General features: G+C 71.9%; 16 protein-coding genes and 1 riboswitch. Of the genes, 3 read left to right on the plus strand and 13 right to left on the minus strand.

The window, feature by feature from the left end; translation table 11 throughout:
* The first annotated feature begins 392 nt into the window (after positions 1–392).
* Entirely contained in the window at positions 393–1,748 is a 1,356-nt protein-coding gene (locus DW297_RS16040) for a CoA transferase (protein ID WP_205828315.1), read from the plus strand.
* 40 nt (positions 1,749–1,788) lie between these two features.
* Here the strand turns inward: DW297_RS16040 and DW297_RS16045 are convergent, their stop codons facing one another.
* Genes DW297_RS16045 through DW297_RS16055 form a run of 3 tightly spaced genes read right to left on the minus strand, consistent with a single transcriptional unit; the run spans position 1,789 to position 4,895 of the window.
* Positions 1,789–2,589 (minus strand): DUF4184 family protein, encoded by an 801-nt coding sequence (locus DW297_RS16045; RefSeq protein WP_136034238.1) that lies wholly within the window; start codon positions 2,587–2,589, stop codon positions 1,789–1,791.
* Between the two features lie 12 nt (positions 2,590–2,601).
* Positions 2,602–3,903: a tyrosine--tRNA ligase gene (gene tyrS / locus DW297_RS16050; protein ID WP_205812629.1), complete on the minus strand. Its 1,302-nt coding sequence runs from the start codon at positions 3,901–3,903 to the stop codon at positions 2,602–2,604.
* Positions 3,904–3,941: 38 nt separating this feature from the next.
* Positions 3,942–4,895: an aldo/keto reductase gene (locus tag DW297_RS16055; protein ID WP_136034240.1), complete on the minus strand. Its 954-nt coding sequence runs from the start codon at positions 4,893–4,895 to the stop codon at positions 3,942–3,944.
* Between the two features lie 53 nt (positions 4,896–4,948).
* On the opposite strand from DW297_RS16055, the gene DW297_RS16060 reads away from it, so the two are divergent.
* Complete coding sequence (locus tag DW297_RS16060) at positions 4,949–5,311, plus strand: MerR family transcriptional regulator (RefSeq protein ID WP_136034243.1); 363 nt, start codon at positions 4,949–4,951, stop codon at positions 5,309–5,311.
* A 1-nt stretch (position 5,312) separates the two neighbouring features.
* Here the strand turns inward: DW297_RS16060 and DW297_RS16065 are convergent, their stop codons facing one another.
* Together DW297_RS16065 and DW297_RS16070 are read right to left on the minus strand one after the other, a co-directional pair.
* Positions 5,313–6,116, minus strand: a complete 804-nt coding sequence (locus tag DW297_RS16065) for a hypothetical protein (protein ID WP_136034245.1) — start codon at positions 6,114–6,116, stop codon at positions 5,313–5,315.
* Positions 6,113–6,757 carry a SatD family protein gene (locus tag DW297_RS16070; protein ID WP_136034247.1) on the minus strand — a complete coding sequence of 215 codons (645 nt, stop codon included), beginning with the start codon at positions 6,755–6,757 and terminating at the stop codon, positions 6,113–6,115. The genes DW297_RS16065 and DW297_RS16070 overlap by 4 nt, the downstream gene beginning before the upstream one ends.
* A gap of 68 nt (positions 6,758–6,825) precedes the next feature.
* Between DW297_RS16070 and DW297_RS16075 the strand changes: the two genes are divergently transcribed.
* Positions 6,826–7,404, plus strand: coding sequence for a DUF1349 domain-containing protein (locus DW297_RS16075; protein WP_240744657.1), 579 nt, complete (start codon positions 6,826–6,828; stop codon positions 7,402–7,404).
* Positions 7,405–7,464: 60 nt separating this feature from the next.
* On the opposite strand, the gene argH is transcribed toward DW297_RS16075, so the two are convergent.
* From argH to thiM, 8 genes are all read right to left on the minus strand, one after another.
* The gene (gene argH, locus DW297_RS16080) at positions 7,465–8,895 is read right to left on the minus strand and encodes an argininosuccinate lyase (protein ID WP_136034251.1); all 1,431 of its coding nucleotides are present in this window, start codon (positions 8,893–8,895) and stop codon (positions 7,465–7,467) included.
* Positions 8,895–9,824, minus strand: a complete 930-nt coding sequence (gene argF, locus DW297_RS16085; protein ID WP_136034253.1) for an ornithine carbamoyltransferase — start codon at positions 9,822–9,824, stop codon at positions 8,895–8,897. Before argF ends, argH begins: the two co-directional genes overlap by 1 nt.
* A complete protein-coding gene (locus DW297_RS16090) occupies positions 9,821–11,026 on the minus strand; it encodes an acetylornithine transaminase (RefSeq protein ID WP_136034255.1) in 1,206 nt (401 codons plus the stop codon). Before DW297_RS16090 ends, argF begins: the two co-directional genes overlap by 4 nt.
* The gene (gene argB / locus DW297_RS16095; RefSeq protein ID WP_136034258.1) at positions 11,023–11,940 is read right to left on the minus strand and encodes an acetylglutamate kinase; all 918 of its coding nucleotides are present in this window, start codon (positions 11,938–11,940) and stop codon (positions 11,023–11,025) included. Before argB ends, DW297_RS16090 begins: the two co-directional genes overlap by 4 nt.
* A complete protein-coding gene (gene argJ, locus DW297_RS16100) occupies positions 11,937–13,094 on the minus strand; it encodes a bifunctional glutamate N-acetyltransferase/amino-acid acetyltransferase ArgJ (RefSeq protein WP_136034260.1) in 1,158 nt (385 codons plus the stop codon). Before argJ ends, argB begins: the two co-directional genes overlap by 4 nt.
* Positions 13,091–14,155, minus strand: a complete 1,065-nt coding sequence (gene argC / locus DW297_RS16105) for an N-acetyl-gamma-glutamyl-phosphate reductase (RefSeq protein ID WP_136034262.1) — start codon at positions 14,153–14,155, stop codon at positions 13,091–13,093. The genes argJ and argC overlap by 4 nt, the downstream gene beginning before the upstream one ends.
* A 239-nt stretch (positions 14,156–14,394) precedes the next feature.
* Positions 14,395–16,545, minus strand: a complete 2,151-nt coding sequence (locus DW297_RS16110) for a bifunctional hydroxymethylpyrimidine kinase/phosphomethylpyrimidine kinase (RefSeq protein ID WP_136034264.1) — start codon at positions 16,543–16,545, stop codon at positions 14,395–14,397.
* Positions 16,542–17,390, minus strand: coding sequence for a hydroxyethylthiazole kinase (gene thiM, locus DW297_RS16115; protein WP_136034266.1), 849 nt, complete (start codon positions 17,388–17,390; stop codon positions 16,542–16,544). The genes DW297_RS16110 and thiM overlap by 4 nt, the downstream gene beginning before the upstream one ends.
* Positions 17,381–17,474: riboswitch (TPP riboswitch) on the minus strand. Its footprint overlaps the gene before it by 10 nt.
* Between the last annotated feature and the right edge of the window lies 1 nt (position 17,475).

Consider the following 17,475-nt stretch of genomic DNA (forward strand, 5'->3'; position numbering starts at 1 on the left):
CGGATGCTCCCACGACCCAGCCATCACAACCAGGCCCGCAGGGCAACTTCTCTATCTTAGCCATCCCGACTCGCTTGTCAAATCAGCGCGCCGGGCGGATCGAGGATCCGCTGCGCAGCTGAGACAGCCGCAGAAGGGGTGGATCTCCCATCCTAGACGCACGCGCCTGATCTCTCAAGAGAGAAGGAGTGGGAGGTGGTTCTCCGCTTGAGGGGGGTGAAGCTCTGGGCTTCTCCGCTTCCCTGTGGGGCGAACAAGTAATAAGTTACGTGGGTTCCGGGGTTCTGGCAAATCGGGGCACCACCCCCGGGCGTGTCGGCACCGCGACAGGACCACATCAGCCCGGATCAGCCGGGTTTTTCCGCTCGGAAGCCGCGGAGTAGCATCGCGCCATGGGCCCCCACCGTCCGTCCCCCCGTGCCGCCGCTCCCGCGAGGACCCGTCCGAGCGCCGCCCTGCTGCGCCGGGTCTGGACGGAGATCGGCGGAGAGCCCGCTGCCGTGCACGACGCGCTCCCAGACCTCGCCGGTCTAGGCGACGTCCCGCTCCCTGCCCGTACCGCCGCCGGGGAACTCGCGCTGGGGAGCACGGCCGCCGCGACGCTGGCGGCGGGGCGCAGGGTCGCGGACCTGGATGTCGCCCGGGTCGCCGCCGCATACCGGAGCGACCGCCTCCTCACGGTCGACGATGCTCCCCCGCCCGTCTGGTCTCCCCTGTCGGGGTTCTGGACCACCGCCGACGGGTGGATCCGGACGCACGGCAACTACCCCCATCACGCTCGCGGGCTCCGGTCCGCCCTGGGGCTCGCGCCCGACGCCGGCCGCCCCGACGTCGCCGCAGCTCTTGCCACGCTCCCCTGCGACGAGGCCGTCCGGCGGATCGTGCACCACGGAGGACTCGCGGTCTCCGTGCGGGCCGAGCAGCCGGAGCACGACGCCCGTCTCCGCACCATGCCTCTGATCGAGGTCACCCGTGCCGGCGATGCCGCGCCCTCCGGTCGTCCGACGTCCGGGCCTCCGTCTCCCCTCGCCGGAATCCGCGTGCTCGATCTCACGCGCGTGATCGCCGGTCCCGTCTGCACACGCACACTCGCCCTGCTCGGTGCCGACGTGCTGCGGATCGATCCCCCGGCCATCGCCGAGCTCCCCTGGCAGCACCTCGACACCGGTCACGGGAAGCGCAGCACGATCCTCGATGCCCGTGACCCGGCGATGTCCGCTCTGCTCGCCACCGCCGACGTGGTCGTCCTGGGGTACCGTCCGGCGTCGCTCGCACGACTCGGCCTGTCTCCCGACACCCTCGTCGAGAGGTACCCCGGTCTCGTCGTGGCCGAGCTCAGCGCGTGGGGTGCCGACGCGCCGGAGCGCGCGGGCTTCGACAGCCTGGTGCAGGCGGAGAGCGGAATCGCGGTGATCGAGGGCGACGACGGCGTGCCCGGAGCGCTGCCCGCACAGGCGCTCGACCACAGCAGCGGCTACCTGCTCGCCGCGGCGGTGACCACGCTGCTCGGACGGCGTGCGCGCGAGGGCGGATCCTGGATCGCACGCACCTCGCTGCGCCGGGTCACCGCCGAACTTCTCGGGATGCCGCGCCGCACGGACCCGGTCGCTGCGCCGGATCCGGACGCGGCCTCGCACGAGGCGACGTTCGACGTCGACGGGGTGTCCCTCGTCACCGCGGCACCGGTCATCCCCGGCACGGCGTTCACGGCGCCGCACCCGTGGGGATCGGACGCACCGCGCTGGTGACGACGGCGCTGGTGACGACGGCCGCTGGTGCCGCGCGCGGTCAGCGCGACCGGACGGGGTCTCCTCGGCGCAGACCCACCACGGCACACAGCACGAGAGTGAGCGCACCCCACACCGCGCACGCCGGAGGCAGCACGCGATACGCCAGGTGAGCGACGGTGAACTCCGCCGTGAGGGGACCGAGCACCGCGAGACCGATCACCCACGCCGCCGCCAGGATCACCGGCAGCGAGAGCCACCAGGTCACCCGCACCGGCGAGGGCAGCCACCGGGTGACCGCGTCGCGAGGCACCGCACGCCGCAGCCGCAGCGCGGCCCACAGCCCGAGGCCGAGCAACGCCAGCACACTCGAACCGTGCTGCACCCATTTGTACCCGAGCAGCGGACCCCACTGCTCATCCAGCATCGGGAACAGCGCGACGCCCCAGCGCCCCTCGTGCGTGAACGCGTCCCACGCGATGTGCGACAGCACGCCGAGCACGAGCGACACCGCGAGCAGCAGCGGATACCAGGGGCGACCGAGACCGACCCCCACCGCACGGCCCGCGGCCACGGCGCCGCGGTCGTCCCACTCGCGCGGCAGCCGACGCGCGACCCACAGCGGCACCAGCTCACCGACCGACGGCCGCAGCACCACGCGCCAGAGCAGGAAGAGCACGAACGCCAGCAGCGCCGTCCAGATCACGTTGGCCACGGTGTGCGTGAACGAGTAGTCGAGACCCACGCCGCGCAGGAACAGCGGGAGATCCGGCGTCATCGCGCCGATCGCGATCGCCGCGGGCACGAGGGGCGTGCGCACGAACGGCAGCGCGACGATCGCGTGACTCGGCGTGAACGGCATCCGGATGCCGCGTCAGCTCAGGAACACGCCGGCGAGGGTCTTCTTGCCTCGGCGCAGCACCGAGACGCCACCGGGGAGAGTGCCCTGCACGGTCGCCGTGTCGTCCGCCACCCGCTCGCCGTCGAGCGATACTCCGCCCTGTGCGATGGCCCGCCGCGCCTCCGACAGACTCGACACGAGCCCGGTCGCGACCAGCGCATCGACCACGGGCGTCCCGGGCGCGACGGTCGCATGCGGCAGCTCATCGAGCGCGGAACGCAGCGTCGCCGGGTCGAGCGCGGTCAGGTCGCCCTGTCCGAACAGTGCCTCCGACGCGGCGATCACGGCCGCCGTGGCCTCGATGCCGTGCACGGTCGCCACGACCTCGAGCGCCAGACGCTTCTGCGCGGCGCGTCGGAACGGCTCGGTCGCGACGAGCTCGGCGTACTCCTCGATCTCGGCCCTCGTCAGGAACGTGAACACCTTGAGCCGCTCGATCACATCGGCGTCGGCCGTCGACAGCCAGAACTGGTAGAACGCGTACGGGCTGGTGAGCTCCGCATCGATCCAGATCGCGTTGCCCTCGCTCTTGCCGAACTTGGTGCCGTCGCTGTTCGTGATCAGGGGCGTGCCGATCGCGTGCACGGACACACCCTCGACACGGTGGATCAGATCGGTGCCGCTGGTCAGGTTGCCCCACTGATCGGACCCGCCCGTCTGCAGACGGCAGTCGTACTGACGGTAGAGCTCCAGGAAGTCGAGACCCTGCAGGATCTGGTAGCTGAACTCGGTGTAGCTGATGCCCGCGTCCGAGTTGAGGCGCGCGGCGACCGCGTCCTTCTTCAGCATCGTGCCCACGCGGTAGTGCTTGCCGATCTCGCGCAGGAAGTCGATGGCGGACAGCGGCGCGGTCCAGTCGAGGTTGTTCACCATGCGGGCCGCGTTGTCGCCCTCGAAGCTGAGGTAGCGCTCCACCTGTCCCCGCAGGCGATCCACCCACTCGGCCACCGTCTCGCGTGTGTTGAGCGTGCGCTCCGCGGTCGGACGGGGATCGCCGATGAGCCCGGTCGAGCCGCCGACGAGACCCAGCGGCCGGTGCCCGGCGAGCTGGAGCCGACGCAGCAGGAGCAGCTGCACCAGGTGACCCAGGTGCAGGCTCGGCGCGGTCGGATCGAACCCGCAGTAGTACGTGATGGGGTCTCCCGCGAGCAGGGCGCGCAGCGCCTCCTGGTCGGTGGACACGTGGACCAGGCCACGCCACACGATCTCGTCCCACACGTTCTCGAACGTGGGATCGATCGCCTGGGGTGCGGTCGTCAGGTCGGGAGTTGACACGCGCTCCAGGCTAGCAGCGCGCGGTGCGGCATCCCGCCTCACACCGCACCGTCGAGCTCGGCGATCTCCTCGGGCGCGAGGGCGAGCTCGGCCGCGTCCAGCGCGGTGTCGAGCTGCGCGATCTTGCTCCCCCCGAGGATCGGCCGGATGCCGTGCGCGAGCAGCCATGCCAGCACGATCTGCCCGCGCTGGGCGTCGTGCGCGTGCGCGATCCGGTCGAGGACCGCGAGGCGCCGCGCGGTGCCGGGGTGGTCGTAGACCTCGGGGATCGCCTTCGCCGCGTTGTCGTACGCCCCGGACAGCAGGGGCGTGTACGCCCAGGTCTCCAGACCGTTCGCGGCGGCGTAGTCGCGCTGCTCGTCGCTCAGCACGCCGAACGGGTGCACCACCCCCGGCGGCAACGTGCCGGGGCGCACGCGCAGATAGGTCGCGTTGAGCTGGAGCGCATCGAGCAGCGCGCTGCCGATCGCCGCCGCGTGAGCGCGGGCCCGCTCGATGCGCCAGGCGGGATGATTGGACGCGCCGACGCGCCGGACCGTCCCGCTGCCGGTGAGCGACGCGAGGCCGTCGACCGTCCGCTCGATGGGGACGGCGCGATCCTCCTGGTGCAGCCAGAGCAGATCGATGGTGTCGACGCCCAGGCGCGACAGACTGCCCTCGACAGCCTGCGCGATCGCCCGCGGCGACAGGCCCGTGCGGTGCGCGGGCCACGAGCCCGGCCACAGCGGTTCGGCACCGACCTTCGTCGACAGACGGATGCGCTCGCGGACACCGGGGCGAGCGGCGAGCCACCGACCGATCACCGCCTCGGACGCCCCGCCGTGCCCGGTGTCGCTGGCCCAGAAGCTGTAGCAGTCGGCGGTGTCGATCCAGCTGCCGCCGCGTTCGACGAAGCGGTCGAGCAGGGCGAAGGCGGTGTCCTCATCGATGAGGGTGCCGAAGGACATGGCACCGAGGACGATCGGGGATGCGCGATGCGGAGAAGCGGTCATGCAGGAAGCATGCAACCTGGAGCGCACTCCAGGTCAAGCCCTAGGATCACGGCATGACCACGACCTACACGCCGGCCGAGACCGCCGCCCGCTCCGGCTTCAGCATCGACACCCTGCGGTACTACGAACGCGAGGGCATCCTGCCCGCGGTGCCGCGCACGGCCGGAGGCCACCGGGTGTACACCGATGCGGAGCTCGGGCTGCTCGAGTTCCTCAAGTGCCTGCGCGAGACCGGGATGCCCGTGGAGCGTCTCCGGCGGTACGGACAGCTGTGCCGCGACGACGACACCATCCCCGAGCGGATCGCCCTCCTGGAGGAACACGCCGAGACCGTGGAGCGGCAGCTCGCGGAGGTCCTCGCGCAGCAGCACCGCCTCCAGGAGAAGCTGACCTGGTACCGGAGGCAGCTGGCCTGACTCAGGTGTGCGCGGCCCACCACACCAGGAACGCCGCACCGAGCCCGATGACCCAGCTGACGAGGCTGCCGACCAGGAAGTACTCGGCCCTGGCGCCGGTCTCTCCGTCGCGGGAGATCTCGGGGAACCGGACGATGCCCTTGGCCGCGAGCATGGCCGCCAGCACGGGATAGGCGGCCGCGAGGGTGAGGATCATCACCAGCACGCGCTCGAGCGGTCCGATGAGCCGACCGCCCTTGAAGCCGTTGCGCGGATCGGTCGCCGGCAGGACCGCCTCCACCGGGGCATGCGCCGCACGCGCCGCGGCGGGTTCGGCAGTCTCGGGCGACGACGGCTCCGGGGCGACCGCGATCGGGGCGGGGTCGGCCGGCCGCCAGGTGTGCTCGCCGTCGAGGGCCGCCCGCACCACGAGGTTCGACGACTCCAGCAGGAAGACCCCGGCTCCGAGCGCGAGCACGGCGAGGTCGAACGACACCTCGCCGAAGGGCGACCGCAGCGTCCAGAGCTCGCCGATGAGCCCGGTCTCGTCGCGCGCACCCACCCACACGACCGCGCCGATGCTGAGGGCGGCCACGGCGACCGCGGGCCAGAAGCCGGCGCGGGAGGGTCGGCCGTCCGGCATGCTCCACACCCAGAGGGCACCTCCGGCGAGGCCCAGGACGGCCCAGAGGAGCGCCTCCCCTCCGATGCCGAGCAGCACGATGACCGCGGCGGCGACCACGTATCCGAGCCAGCGACGGGGCACGAACTGACGCACCAGATCGGCCGCGCCGATGGCGAGGAGCAGGAAGCCGGCGAGGATCATGCGCCCTCCCCTCGCAACGCCGCCAGTCCCTCGATGAGCGCCGCCGCCCCCGCACTGCGCAGGGACTTGGAGACGCTGGGCTGCGTGATGCTCTCCTGTGCCGCCAGCTCCTGCTGCGACCGGCCGATCAGCCGACCGTAGGTGAGGCGTCGCTCGCGCGCGGTCATGGCGCCGACGAGCTCGTCGCGGACGAGGACGTAGGCGTTGGCGGCGGCGATCACGGCGGGCATGACCTCATCCTGACCCGGGGCACCGACAATCCAGGTGCGCGTCCGCGGCACGGCGCGCTGTTCGCGGGCATGGACGGTCTCGATCGCGGCGCGCGCGGCATACCATCCCGGCCCGTCCGCGAGCTCGCCGTGGATTGAATCGACCGCGCGCACCTCCCCCACGCCGATCCCGAAGCGGAAGGCGAGGTCGTCCGGCAGCCGCAGCTGGATCATCAGGAGCGAGGTGAGCGCATCGGTCAGCTCTCGATAGACGGCCTGCTGCTCGTCCCCTACCGTGGGCGTGAGCGGCTGCAGTGCGAGAGGTCGGTCGGACTCGACCTCGGCGATGGTGTCGTCGAGCGCCCGCTGGGCGGCACTGCGGTCGTCGAGCTCGCGGGAGCCCACGATGTCGGCGATCACGGCGATGACCATGGCATAACCGTAGCACGAATAAGCTGAGTTTATGCATCTTTTGGTTATAGATCGGAGATATGCCTGATATGAGCATCATGCCCTGGAGTGCAGGAACCTGGACCCATGCGCCAGACGACGTCGCGGACAGCGGAGCGCACCTCGACGTGACCGCCGCCGAGGGCAGCGACGCCTGGCGGCACACCGCGTACGGCTTCGTGCACGACACCGAGCACGCACTCCTCGCTCCCCTGGCCGTCGGCGAGGCGATGGAGGTGTCGTTCCGCGCCCCCTGGGAAGGACAGTTCGACCAGGCCGGCCTCTTCGTGCGCGCCGACGACGAGCACTGGGTCAAGGCGGGCGTCGAACACGCCGACGGCCACCTCGGGCTCGGCGCCGTCGTCACCGCCATGGTCTCCGACTGGTCGGTCGGACACGTCGACGACTGGCGGGACAGCGAGATCACCGTCCGCGTCAGCCGCTGGCGCGACGCGCTGATCGTCCGCGCCGCCGCCGACGGCGGACCCTGGCGTCTCGTGCGGGTCGCGCCCTTCGACGGCGAGGCCCCCGCCGTGGCCGGACCGTTCCTCGCCGCACCCACGCGCGCCGGGCTCACCGTCCGCTTCACACGCTGGGAGCGGACCGCCGCAGATCTCGACCTGCACTAGCCGCGCGGGTCGAGACCGCCGAAACCGGAGCGGGCCGCGGACGACCGCGGCCCCCTCCGCTCACAGCCCGAGAGCGTGCGCCGCCGCCTGGGCCCTGGCCACCAGCTCGGCGCGCTGCTCGGCCACGCGCACCGGCGCGGTCCCGCCCACGCCCGACCGGGACGCCACGGACCCCTCGATCGTCAGCACCTCCCGCACCGCGGGAACCAGGTGCTCGGACACCGACCGCAGCAGCTCGTCCGACGTCTGCTCCAGACCGATCCCCTGCTCTTCGCACGCGCGCACCAGCGCGCCGGAGATCTCGTGCGCATCGCGGAACGGCACCCGCTGCTTCACGAGCCACTCCGCCACGTCGGTCGCCAGGGAGAAGCCCTGCGGCGCCAGCTCCGCCATCCGCTCCGTGTCGAAGCGCAGCGTCGCGATCATCCCCGCGAACGCCGGCAGCACGACCTCGAGGGTCTGCACCGAATCGAACACCGGCTCCTTGTCCTCCTGCAGGTCGCGGTTGTACGCGAGCGGGAGGCCCTTGAGCGTCGCCAGCAGACCGGACAGGTTGCCGATCAGCCGCCCCGACTTCCCGCGCGCGAGCTCGGCGATGTCGGGGTTCTTCTTCTGCGGCATGATGCTCGAGCCCGTCGAGTACCCGTCGTCGAGCGTGACGAAGCCGAACTCGCGGGTGTTCCAGAGGATGATCTCCTCCGACAGGCGCGACAGATCCACGCCCGTCATCGCCGCGATGAACGCGAACTCGGCCACCACATCGCGCGCGGCCGTGCCGTCGAGCGAGTTCTCGGCCGGGCGATCGAGGCCCAGCTCGGTCGCGACGAGAGCCGGGTCCAGCCCCAGCGTCGAGCCGGCGAGCGCTCCCCCGCCGTAGGGCGAGACGCCCGCACGACGACGCCAGTCGACCAGGCGCTCCAGCTCGCGCACGAGCGGCCACGCGTGCGCCTGGAGGTGGTGCGCGAGGAGCACGGGCTGGGCGTGCTGCAGGTGCGTGCGGCCGGGAAGAATCGCCTCCGGGTGGGCCTCGGCCTGCGCCACCAGGGCATCGATCACCCGCAGCAGGTCGCGCGCGATCACCCGGGCGTGATCGATCAGGTACATCCGGACGAGGGTGGCGATCTGGTCGTTCCGGCTGCGTCCGGCGCGCAGCCGACCGCCCAGTTCCGGCCCGAGCTCCGCGATCAGCGCCTGCTCCAGCGCACCGTGCACGTCCTCATCGGTCGGGACGGGCAGCAGCGTGCCGTCGGCGACCCTGCGAGCCACCGCGTCCAGCCCGTCGTGCATGCGCTGGGCCTCGTCCGGCTCCAGATATCCGGCCGCGGCGAGCGCCGTGGCGTGCGCGTGCGAACCCGCGATGTCGTACGGCGCCAGGATCCAGTCGAAGTGGGTCGAGCGGCTGAGCTCCACCAGCTCGGGCGAGGGGCCCGTGGCGAAGCGGGCGCCCCACAGCGCGCCCTCGTTCGTGCCCTCGTGCGTCTGTCCGGTCATCACGCGTTCTTCTTGCCGAGCAGCCACACCAGCAGCGCCTTCTGCGCGTGCAGGCGGTTCTCCGCCTCGTCCCACACCACGCTCTGCGGCCCGTCGATCACCGACGAGTCCACCTCGTAGCCACGATCAGCGGGCAGGCAGTGGATGAAGATCGCCTCGTCGTCGGCGAGCTGCATGGTCTCCGGCGTCACCTTGTAACCGCCCAGATCGCGGATGCGTGCGATCTTCTCCTCTTCCTTGCCCATCGACACCCAGGTGTCTGTCACCACGACGTCGGCACCCGCCGCCGCCTCGACCGGGTCCGTGAACAGGGTGATGGAGCCGCCGGTCTCCGCCGCACGGCGGTCGGCGGCCTCGATCACATCGGCGCGCGGCGCGTAGTCCTCGGGCGAGGCGATCCGCACGTGCATGCCCGCCGTGACACCGGCGAGCGCGTAGGAGTGGGCCATGTTGCTCTGTCCGTCGCCGAAGAACGTCAGGGTCAGTCCCTTCAGGTCGCCCTTGTGCTCGCGGATGGTCAGCAGGTCGGCGAGGAGCTGACAGGGGTGGAAGTCGTCGGACAGGGCGTTGATGACGGGAACGCGGGTGCCCTCCGCCATCTCCTCGAGTCCCGCCTGCGCGTACGTGCGCCACACGATCGCGGCGACCTGGCGCTCCAGCACCCGTGCGGTGTCGGACGGCGTCTCCTTGCCGCCCAGCTGGCTGCTCGCGGTCGAGATGATCAGCGGGCTGCCGCCCAGATCCGCGATGCCCACCGCGAATGACACCCGGGTGCGGGTGGACGACTTGTCGAAGATCACGGCGACAGTCTGCGGGCCCGCGAGGCTCTTGTCGGCCCAGCGGTCCTTCTTGAGCTCGAGGGCGAGGTCGAGGATCTCCGCCTGCTCGGCGGGCGTGAGGTCGTCGTCGCGCAGCAGGTGGCGGGTCATGCGGGTACCTTTCCGGGGGCAGAGGAGTGGACGTCGGCGAGGCTCGCCGCGAACAGCTCGCGGAACTCGGCCAGCTCGGCGTCGCCGATCGTGAGGGCGGGCGCGATGCGCACGGTCTCAGGGTTCGCGGCGTTCACGATCAGACCGCGCTCCTGGGCTGCCGCGACCACGGCTCCGGCGACCGGCTCGGTGAGCGCGACGCCGACGAGGAGGCCACGGCCGCGGACACCCGCGAGGAGCGGCGAGTCGATGCCCAGGATGATCTCGCGCAGCTCGGCGCCACGGCGGGCCGCATTGCCGACCAGATCCGCGCGTTCGATCTCGGCCAGCACCGCGTCGGCCACGGCGGTCGCGAGCGGGTTGCCGCCGAACGTGGAGCCGTGGGAACCGGGAGTGAACAGGGCGCTCGCGGCACCGTACGTGACCAGGGCCCCGATCGGGAACCCGCCGCCGATGCCCTTGGCGAGCGTGATCGCGTCGGGCGTGACGCCCTCGTGACTGAAGCCGAACCACTCGCCCGTGCGGCCGGCACCGGTCTGGATCTCGTCGACGATCAGCAGAGCCCCGTGCGCGAGCGTGAGGGAGCGCGCCGCCGCGAGGTAGCCCTCCGGCAGCTCGACGACACCGGCCTCGCCCTGGATGGGCTCGACGATGACGGCCGCGACCCGGTCGTCCATCGCGGCCTCCAACGCCTCGACGGTGGCCGGGATGTGCTCGACCCCGCCCGGCATCGGCGCGAACGGCGCGCGCATCGACTCCTTCGCCGTCAGCGCGAGGGACCCCATGGTGCGACCGTGGAACCCGTTCTCCAGCGCGAGGATGCGCGGGCGCTCCGCTCCACCGTGCAGGCGCGCGAGCTTGAATGCCGCCTCGTTGGCCTCGGCCCCCGAGTTGGAGAAGAACACGCGCCCGTCGATGCCGGCACCCGCGAGACGCTTGAGCCGTGCGGCGAGCGCGAGCTGCGGCGGCGTCGCGAAGTAGTTCGAGACGTGCGCGAGCGTGGCCGCCTGCGTGGCGACCGCGTCGACGAAGACCGGGTGCGCGTGACCGAGCGAGGTCACGGCGATGCCGGCGAGGAAGTCGAGGTAGCGTCGGCCGTCGGCATCCCACAGGTACGAGCCCTCTCCACGGGTCAGCAGCGCCAGCCGCTCCCCCGCGTTGAGCACGAGATCACGTGCCGCGTCGTCCTGCCAGACGGTCATGCCGTCGCCCCTTTCTCTCCCAGGACCACTTCGGTCCCGATTCCCTTGCTGGTGAACAGTTCGACGAGCACCGAGTGCGGTACCCGTCCGTCGATGATCGCCGCGGCGTCCACGCCGCCCTCGACCGCGTCCAGGCACGCCCGCATCTTCGGGATCATGCCCGACTCCAGGCGCGGCAGCATCTCGATCAGCGCATCCGAGGTGAGGTGCGACACGAGCGAGTCGCGGTTGGGCCAGTCGGCGTACAACCCCGGCACGTCGGTGAGGATCACCAGCTTGCGCGCCCCGAGCGCCACGGCGAGTGCCGCGGCGGCCGCATCCGCGTTCACGTTCAGCGACTGGCCGGGGTGGTCGAGGTCGGGCGCGATGCTCGAGATGACCGGGATGCGACCGGCCGCGAGGTGGTCGAGCACCGCGGTGGGGTCGACCTGCACCACGTCGCCGACCCGGCCGAGGTCGATCTCCTCGCCGTCGACGACCACGCCGCGGCGACGCCCGCCGAACAGACCGGCGTCCTCTCCGCTGAGCCCCGTGGCGATCGGCCCGTGCGAGTTGATCTTCGCCACGAGCTGCGGGTTCACCTGCCCGGTGAGCACCATGCGCACGACACTGATCGCCTCGGTGTTGGTGACGCGGTAACCGCCCTTGAACTCGCTCGGGATCTCGAGCCGGTTCAGCATGTTCGAGATCTGCGGGCCGCCGCCGTGCACGACCACGGGCTGCACGCCGACGTAGCGGAGGTAGGCGATGTCCTGCGCGAAGGCCTCCTGCAGCTCGTCCGAGACCATGGCGTTGCCGCCGTACTTGACCACGACGATCTGGTCGCGGAAGGTCTTCAGCCACGGCAGCGACTCGATCAGCGTGGTCGCCTTCTGCGCGGCGACGTCGGGCGTGGTGTCCTGGATGTCGGTCATGAGGCGTAGGCGCTGTTCTCGTGCACGTAGTTGTGGGTCAGGTCGTTCGTGAGCACCGTCGCGGTGGCCTCGCCGACCTTGAGGTCGATCAGCAGGTGGGTGGCGCGCGGCGTGAGGTCGACCTCCTCGCGCGGACGGTCGGGGCCGCCCGCCGTGCACACCCGGACCCCGTTCATCCACACGTCCACGTCGTACGGGTCGAACTGCGCGTTCGTGGTGCCGATCGCCGCGAGCACCCGCCCCCAGTTGGGGTCGTTGCCGAAGATCGCGGCCTTGAAGAGGTTGTTGCGCGCGACCGAACGGCCCACCTCGACGGCCTCCTGCTCGGTGACGGCGTGACGCACCTCGATCGTGATGTCGTGGCTCGCCCCCTCCGCATCACCCTGCAGCTTCACCGCGAGCTCCTGGCAGAGCGCGGTGAGCGCCTCGGCGAAGTCGTCGAGGTCGGGCACGACCTCGGAGGCCCCGTTGGCCAGCAGCGTGACCTGGTCGTTGGTCGACATGCACCCGTCCGAGTCGAGCCGGTCGAAGGTCTGTCCCGTCGCACGGCGCAGCGCCTCATCGGCCTGCAGCGGCTCCAGCACCGCGTCGGTCGTGAGCACCACGAGCATGGTCGCCAGGCCCGGGGCGAGCATGCCCGCGCCCTTCGCCATGCCGCCGATCGTCCAGCCGTCGCGCGACACGACAGCGGTCTTCGCGACCGTGTCGGTGGTCATGATGGCGTGTGCGGCGCTCTCTCCCCCGTCGGCGCTGAGCTCGGCGATGGCCTGCGCCGTGCCCGCGAGCACCTTGGCGCGGAAGGCCTCGTCGCCCGTGCCGATCAGGCCCGTCGAGCAGACGAGCACGTCGCCCGCGCTGATGCCCAGCAGCTCGGCGGCCGTCTCGGCGGTCTGGTGCGTGGTCTGGAAGCCGAAGCTGCCGGTGAAGCAGTTCGCCCCGCCCGAGTTGAGCACCACGGCCTCGACGACCCGGTCGGCCACGGCCTGCTGCGACCAGATGATGGGGTTCGCCTTGGCGCGGTTGCTGGTGAACACCGCGGCTCCGACCTTGCGCGGACCCCGGTTCACGACCACGGCGACGTCGGGCTTGCCAGTGGACTTGAGGCCGACGGCGACCCCGGCAGCTTCGAATCCTGCGGGTGCGGTAACGCTCACGGGGCGACTCCGTTGATCGAGAGGGCACGGGCCTCGGGGAGCCCCAGCGCGATGTTCATGGACTGGATGGCGGCACCGGCCGTGCCCTTGACGAGGTTGTCGACGGCGGTGACGACGGTGACCCGGTTGGCGGAGCGGTCGATCGCCAGGCCGATCAGGGCGGTGTTGGCGCCCAGGACGTCGGCGGTGCGGGGGAAGCTGCCCTCCGGCAGCAGCTGCACGAAGGTCTCTTCGCCGTACGCGCTCTCCCAGGCCGCGCGGATCTCCGCGTCGGTCGCGCCCTCGACGATCGGCGCGGTGGAGGTGGCGAGGATGCCCCGCGACATCGGGACGAGCACCGGCGTGAACGAGATGCGGATATCGGCGCCCGAGGCGTCGGCGTCGGCCGGACGGGCCGCAGCGAGCGCCTGCCGGATCTCCGGGATGTGCCGGTGGGTGCCGCCGACCGCGTAGGGGTTGGCCGAGCCGAGGATCTCGCTGGCGAGCAGGTTCGGCTTGAGGCTCTTGCCCGCCCCGGACGGGCCGACGGCGAGGACCGACACGATGTCGGACGGGTCGATCACTCCGGCGGCGACACCCGGTGCGAGGCTCAGGCTGACCGTGGAGGCGTTGCATCCGGGAGCCGCGATGCGCGTCGACCCGCGCAGCGCGTCGCGCTGCCGTCCGCCCGCGACCGGCAGCTCGGGAACGCCGTACGCCCACGGCTCATGGAACGCGCCGCCGTAGAAGGCGTCCCAGGCGGCCGACGAGGTGAGCCGGTGGTCGGCGCCCGCGTCGATCACCAGCGGGACGTCGCCGAGCGCGTCGGTGTACTGCCCCGACTGGCCGTGCGGGAGGGCGAGGAACACGATGTCGTGACCGGCCAGGATCTCGGGAGTCGTGTCCTGGAGCGTGAGATGCGCGAGCGAGCGGAGGTGCGGCTGGTGGTCGACGAGCGGTTGACCGGCGTTCGAGTGCGCGGTGACGGTGCGGATCTCGATGTCGGGGTGGGCGGCCAGGAGGCGGAGGATCTCGCCGCCTGCATAGCCCGATGCGCCGGAGACGGCGACGGAGTACGTCATGCTTCTACCTTAACGGTCGGGTCCTCGACGATTTCGGGACCGGGGGCGGGGCCGAAGGCGGCGACACCGGCACTCGACCGCCGCGCACGCGCAGGCAGGAGGGCGGGGTCGCCTAGAGTCGGCGGCCGCGGCGTCGGCGCACAGCGATGACGCTCGGAGCGAGCGTCGAAGGAGCGGTGGCGGCCGAAGGCATGTCGCGACAGTAGCGCGGCCGTCGTCGCCACCGCAAATCCGCACCGTCATCCGAAGGCGGCGGCCTCCAGCGGCGCGGCGAAGAACGCCAGCTCGTGTGCGCTCGACGTGCGGAAAGCGCGCCGCATGCGCTCCCGTCCGGAGGCGTCAGACCGCGATGCCGCCGCGGTCGCGAAAGCGATGGCCTGCGCCGTCGCCTCCTCGAACGCCGGATCGGCGTAGGTCGACAGCCACGAGGCATAGGGGTGATCGGGATCACGGGCCTCCACGCCGAAGTCTCCCGCGTGCAGCCGCCTGCCCAGATCGGTGTACAGCCAGAAGCACGGCAGCACGGCGGCGACGAGCTCGGCATGATCGCCGCCGAACGCGACCGATCGCAGATGGTCGAGGTACGCGGTGGTCGCGGGCGCGGGTTCCGCCGCGAACGTCTCCGCGCTCACCCCGCGCTCGGGCGTGAGCCACGACGCGTGCAGCTCCAGCTCCCCCACGATCGATCCGTGCGCCGCGTGCGCCCAGAACGCCTGCTCCGCCGAGGTGGGAGCGGTCCGCGCCGCGGCCGCGAGCACCCTCGCGTACTCGCGCAGGTACAGCGCATCCTGCGCGAGGTAGAACAGGAACGGCTCGCGCGCGAGTGTGCCGTCGGCGAGACCGCGGAGGAAGGGCAGCGCGTCGATCCCGTCGCGCACGTCGGAGATGTCCTGCCACCAGTCGCCGGCGATCTCCTCCGCCGTCTGCCGGGTTTCCAGGTCGCCGCGGTCCCACATTCCAGCGAAATGATGGACGGGCCCATGTCCCTGCCCCACGGCGAGCGCACCCGCCGCCCGCAGCGACTCTCGCAGCCAGGCGCGCGCGGCACGCACCGCGTCGGACGGCGTGAGACCGCGGGCGAGCAGGGTGGCGAGCGCCGACGACAGGGAACAGCCGGTGCCGTGAGTGTTGGTGGTGGGGATGCGCGCTCCGGGGAACTCGTCCCGCAGGCCGCGGTCCGCGTCCACCAGCGCATCCGGCGCCTCGTCACCCGTGAGATGCCCGCCCTTCACGAGCACCGCGGCGCCGATGTCGGCCGACAGCTCCTCAGCAGCGGCGAGCGCATCCGGCCAGTCGGTGACGGGGCGACCGACCAGCACGGCGAGCTCGGCGAGGTTCGGCGTGACCACCGTGGCGCGCGTCAGCAGCCCCCGCAGTTCACGCTCCGCGTCGGGGGCGAGCAGACGGTCGCCCGATGTCGCCACCATGACCGGGTCGAGCACCACCACCGGGGGACGCTGCACATCGAGCCAGTCGGCCACCGTGCGGATGACCTCGGCGTCGGCGAGCATCCCGACCTTCACGGCGTCGATGACGATGTCGTCGGACACGGCGTCCAGCTGCGCGCGGAGGAAATCCGCCGGAGGAACGTGGACCGCCCGCACTCCCCGCGTGTTCTGCGCCGTGAGGGCGGTGAGCGCCGCCATCCCGTATCCGCCGTTCGCGGCGATCGCCTTCAGGTCGGCCTGGATGCCGGCGCCGCCCGACGGGTCGCTGCCGGCGATGCTGAGCACACGCGGCACGACCCCCGCCCGCCAACGACGACGGAACGCGGAGGCCGTCTCCGCGGGGTCCGCGGCGGCGCAGAGCGCGGAGACCACGGCGAGCCCCGCCGCGCCTGCGGCCTGGAGCGCCTCGGTGTCATCGATGCCGACCCCGCCGATCGCGACGCACGGGAGCGGGCTCTCGGCCGCGAAGGCCGCGAACCCCTCGACGCCGAGCGGCTCCGGGTGGTCCGGTTTGGTGCTCGTGGGGCGGATCACCCCGACACCGAGGTAATCGATGGTGCCCTGCGGCAGTGCGCGCACGGCATCGAGGTGTTCACGGGTGTTCGCGGTGAGTCCGATGAGCGCGTCCGGACCGAGCAGCTCTCGCGCACGCCGCACCGACGCATCGGCCTGGCCGAGATGCACGCCGTCGACCCGCGCGCCGCGCGCCCGCGCCTCGACAGCGGCGTCCAGACGATCGTTGACCACCAGCAGCGCCCGCCCGTCGATCACGGCGGAGAGCGCGATCAGCTGCTCGACGGTCTCCTCGTGCGCGGCGTTCTTGTCGCGCAGCTGCACGATGCGTGCGCCGCCGTCGACCGCGCGGCGCACGGTCTCGACCACACCGCGCTTCCCGCACAGCCCGGGATCGGTGACGAGATACAGCGAGAAGTCGGCACTCATCGGGTCTCCTCCGACACGCGGGCGCCCGCGGCGACGTTATCCGCGGTCACGGCGTCGAGCGCGTCCAGCAGCGCGACAGCGAAAGTGCCGGGCCCTGCGGCGACCGGGGCGGCGTGCTCGGCCGCCACGGTGTAGACGAGGGTCGCCGCGGCGACCGCCGTGAGCGCATCGTCTCCCGTCTGCCGAGCGGTTCCGAGGAAGGCCGCCATCACGGCGCCCAGAGCACAGCCGCCACCCGTCACGCGCGTGAGCAGTTCGTGGCCGTTGGCGATGCGCACGACGCGATCGCCGTCGGTGATCAGGTCGACGGGCCCGGACACGGCCACCACGGCTCCCGTGGTGCGGGCGAGCTCCTGCGCCGCCCCGGCAGCGGCCTCGGTGCCGTCGGTCGCGTCGACGCCGCGACCGCCGGCCGTGTGGCCTGCCAGGGCGAGGATCTCGGACGCATTGCCGCGGATCGCGGTCGGACGCCGCGCCGCGAGCTCATGCGCGAGGGTCGTGCGCACCGGCAGCACGCCGATCGCGACCGGGTCGAGCACCCACGGGGTGCCGGACGCCGCGGCTCCCGTCACGGCCTCCACGCTCGCGGCGCGCTGCTCGGGCGTCGGCGTGCCCAGGTTGATCAGCAGACCGGAGGCCACACCGGCGAACATCTCGGCCTCGCCGACGATGTCGACCATCGCGGGCGCGGCGCCCAGGGCGAGCAGCACGTTGGCGGTGAAGCCCGTGACGACCGCGTTGGTGACGCAGTGCGTCAACGGAGGCGACTGCCGCAGCGCCTCCCGCAGTCTTCCCGCCGAGGCGGCGAGGTCGGGGGTGGAAACAGGACGCAGAAGATCGCTCATCGCGACATCCCTTCGCTAGTACGAACTAGATCAGGTTCGACGGGTGTGATCTCAGCCGCGGATGCGGCACCCCGTGTCACTGCCT

This window comes from Microbacterium sp. PF5 (assembly GCF_004794315.1).
In the GTDB taxonomy this organism is placed as follows: domain Bacteria; phylum Actinomycetota; class Actinomycetes; order Actinomycetales; family Microbacteriaceae; genus Microbacterium; species Microbacterium sufflavum.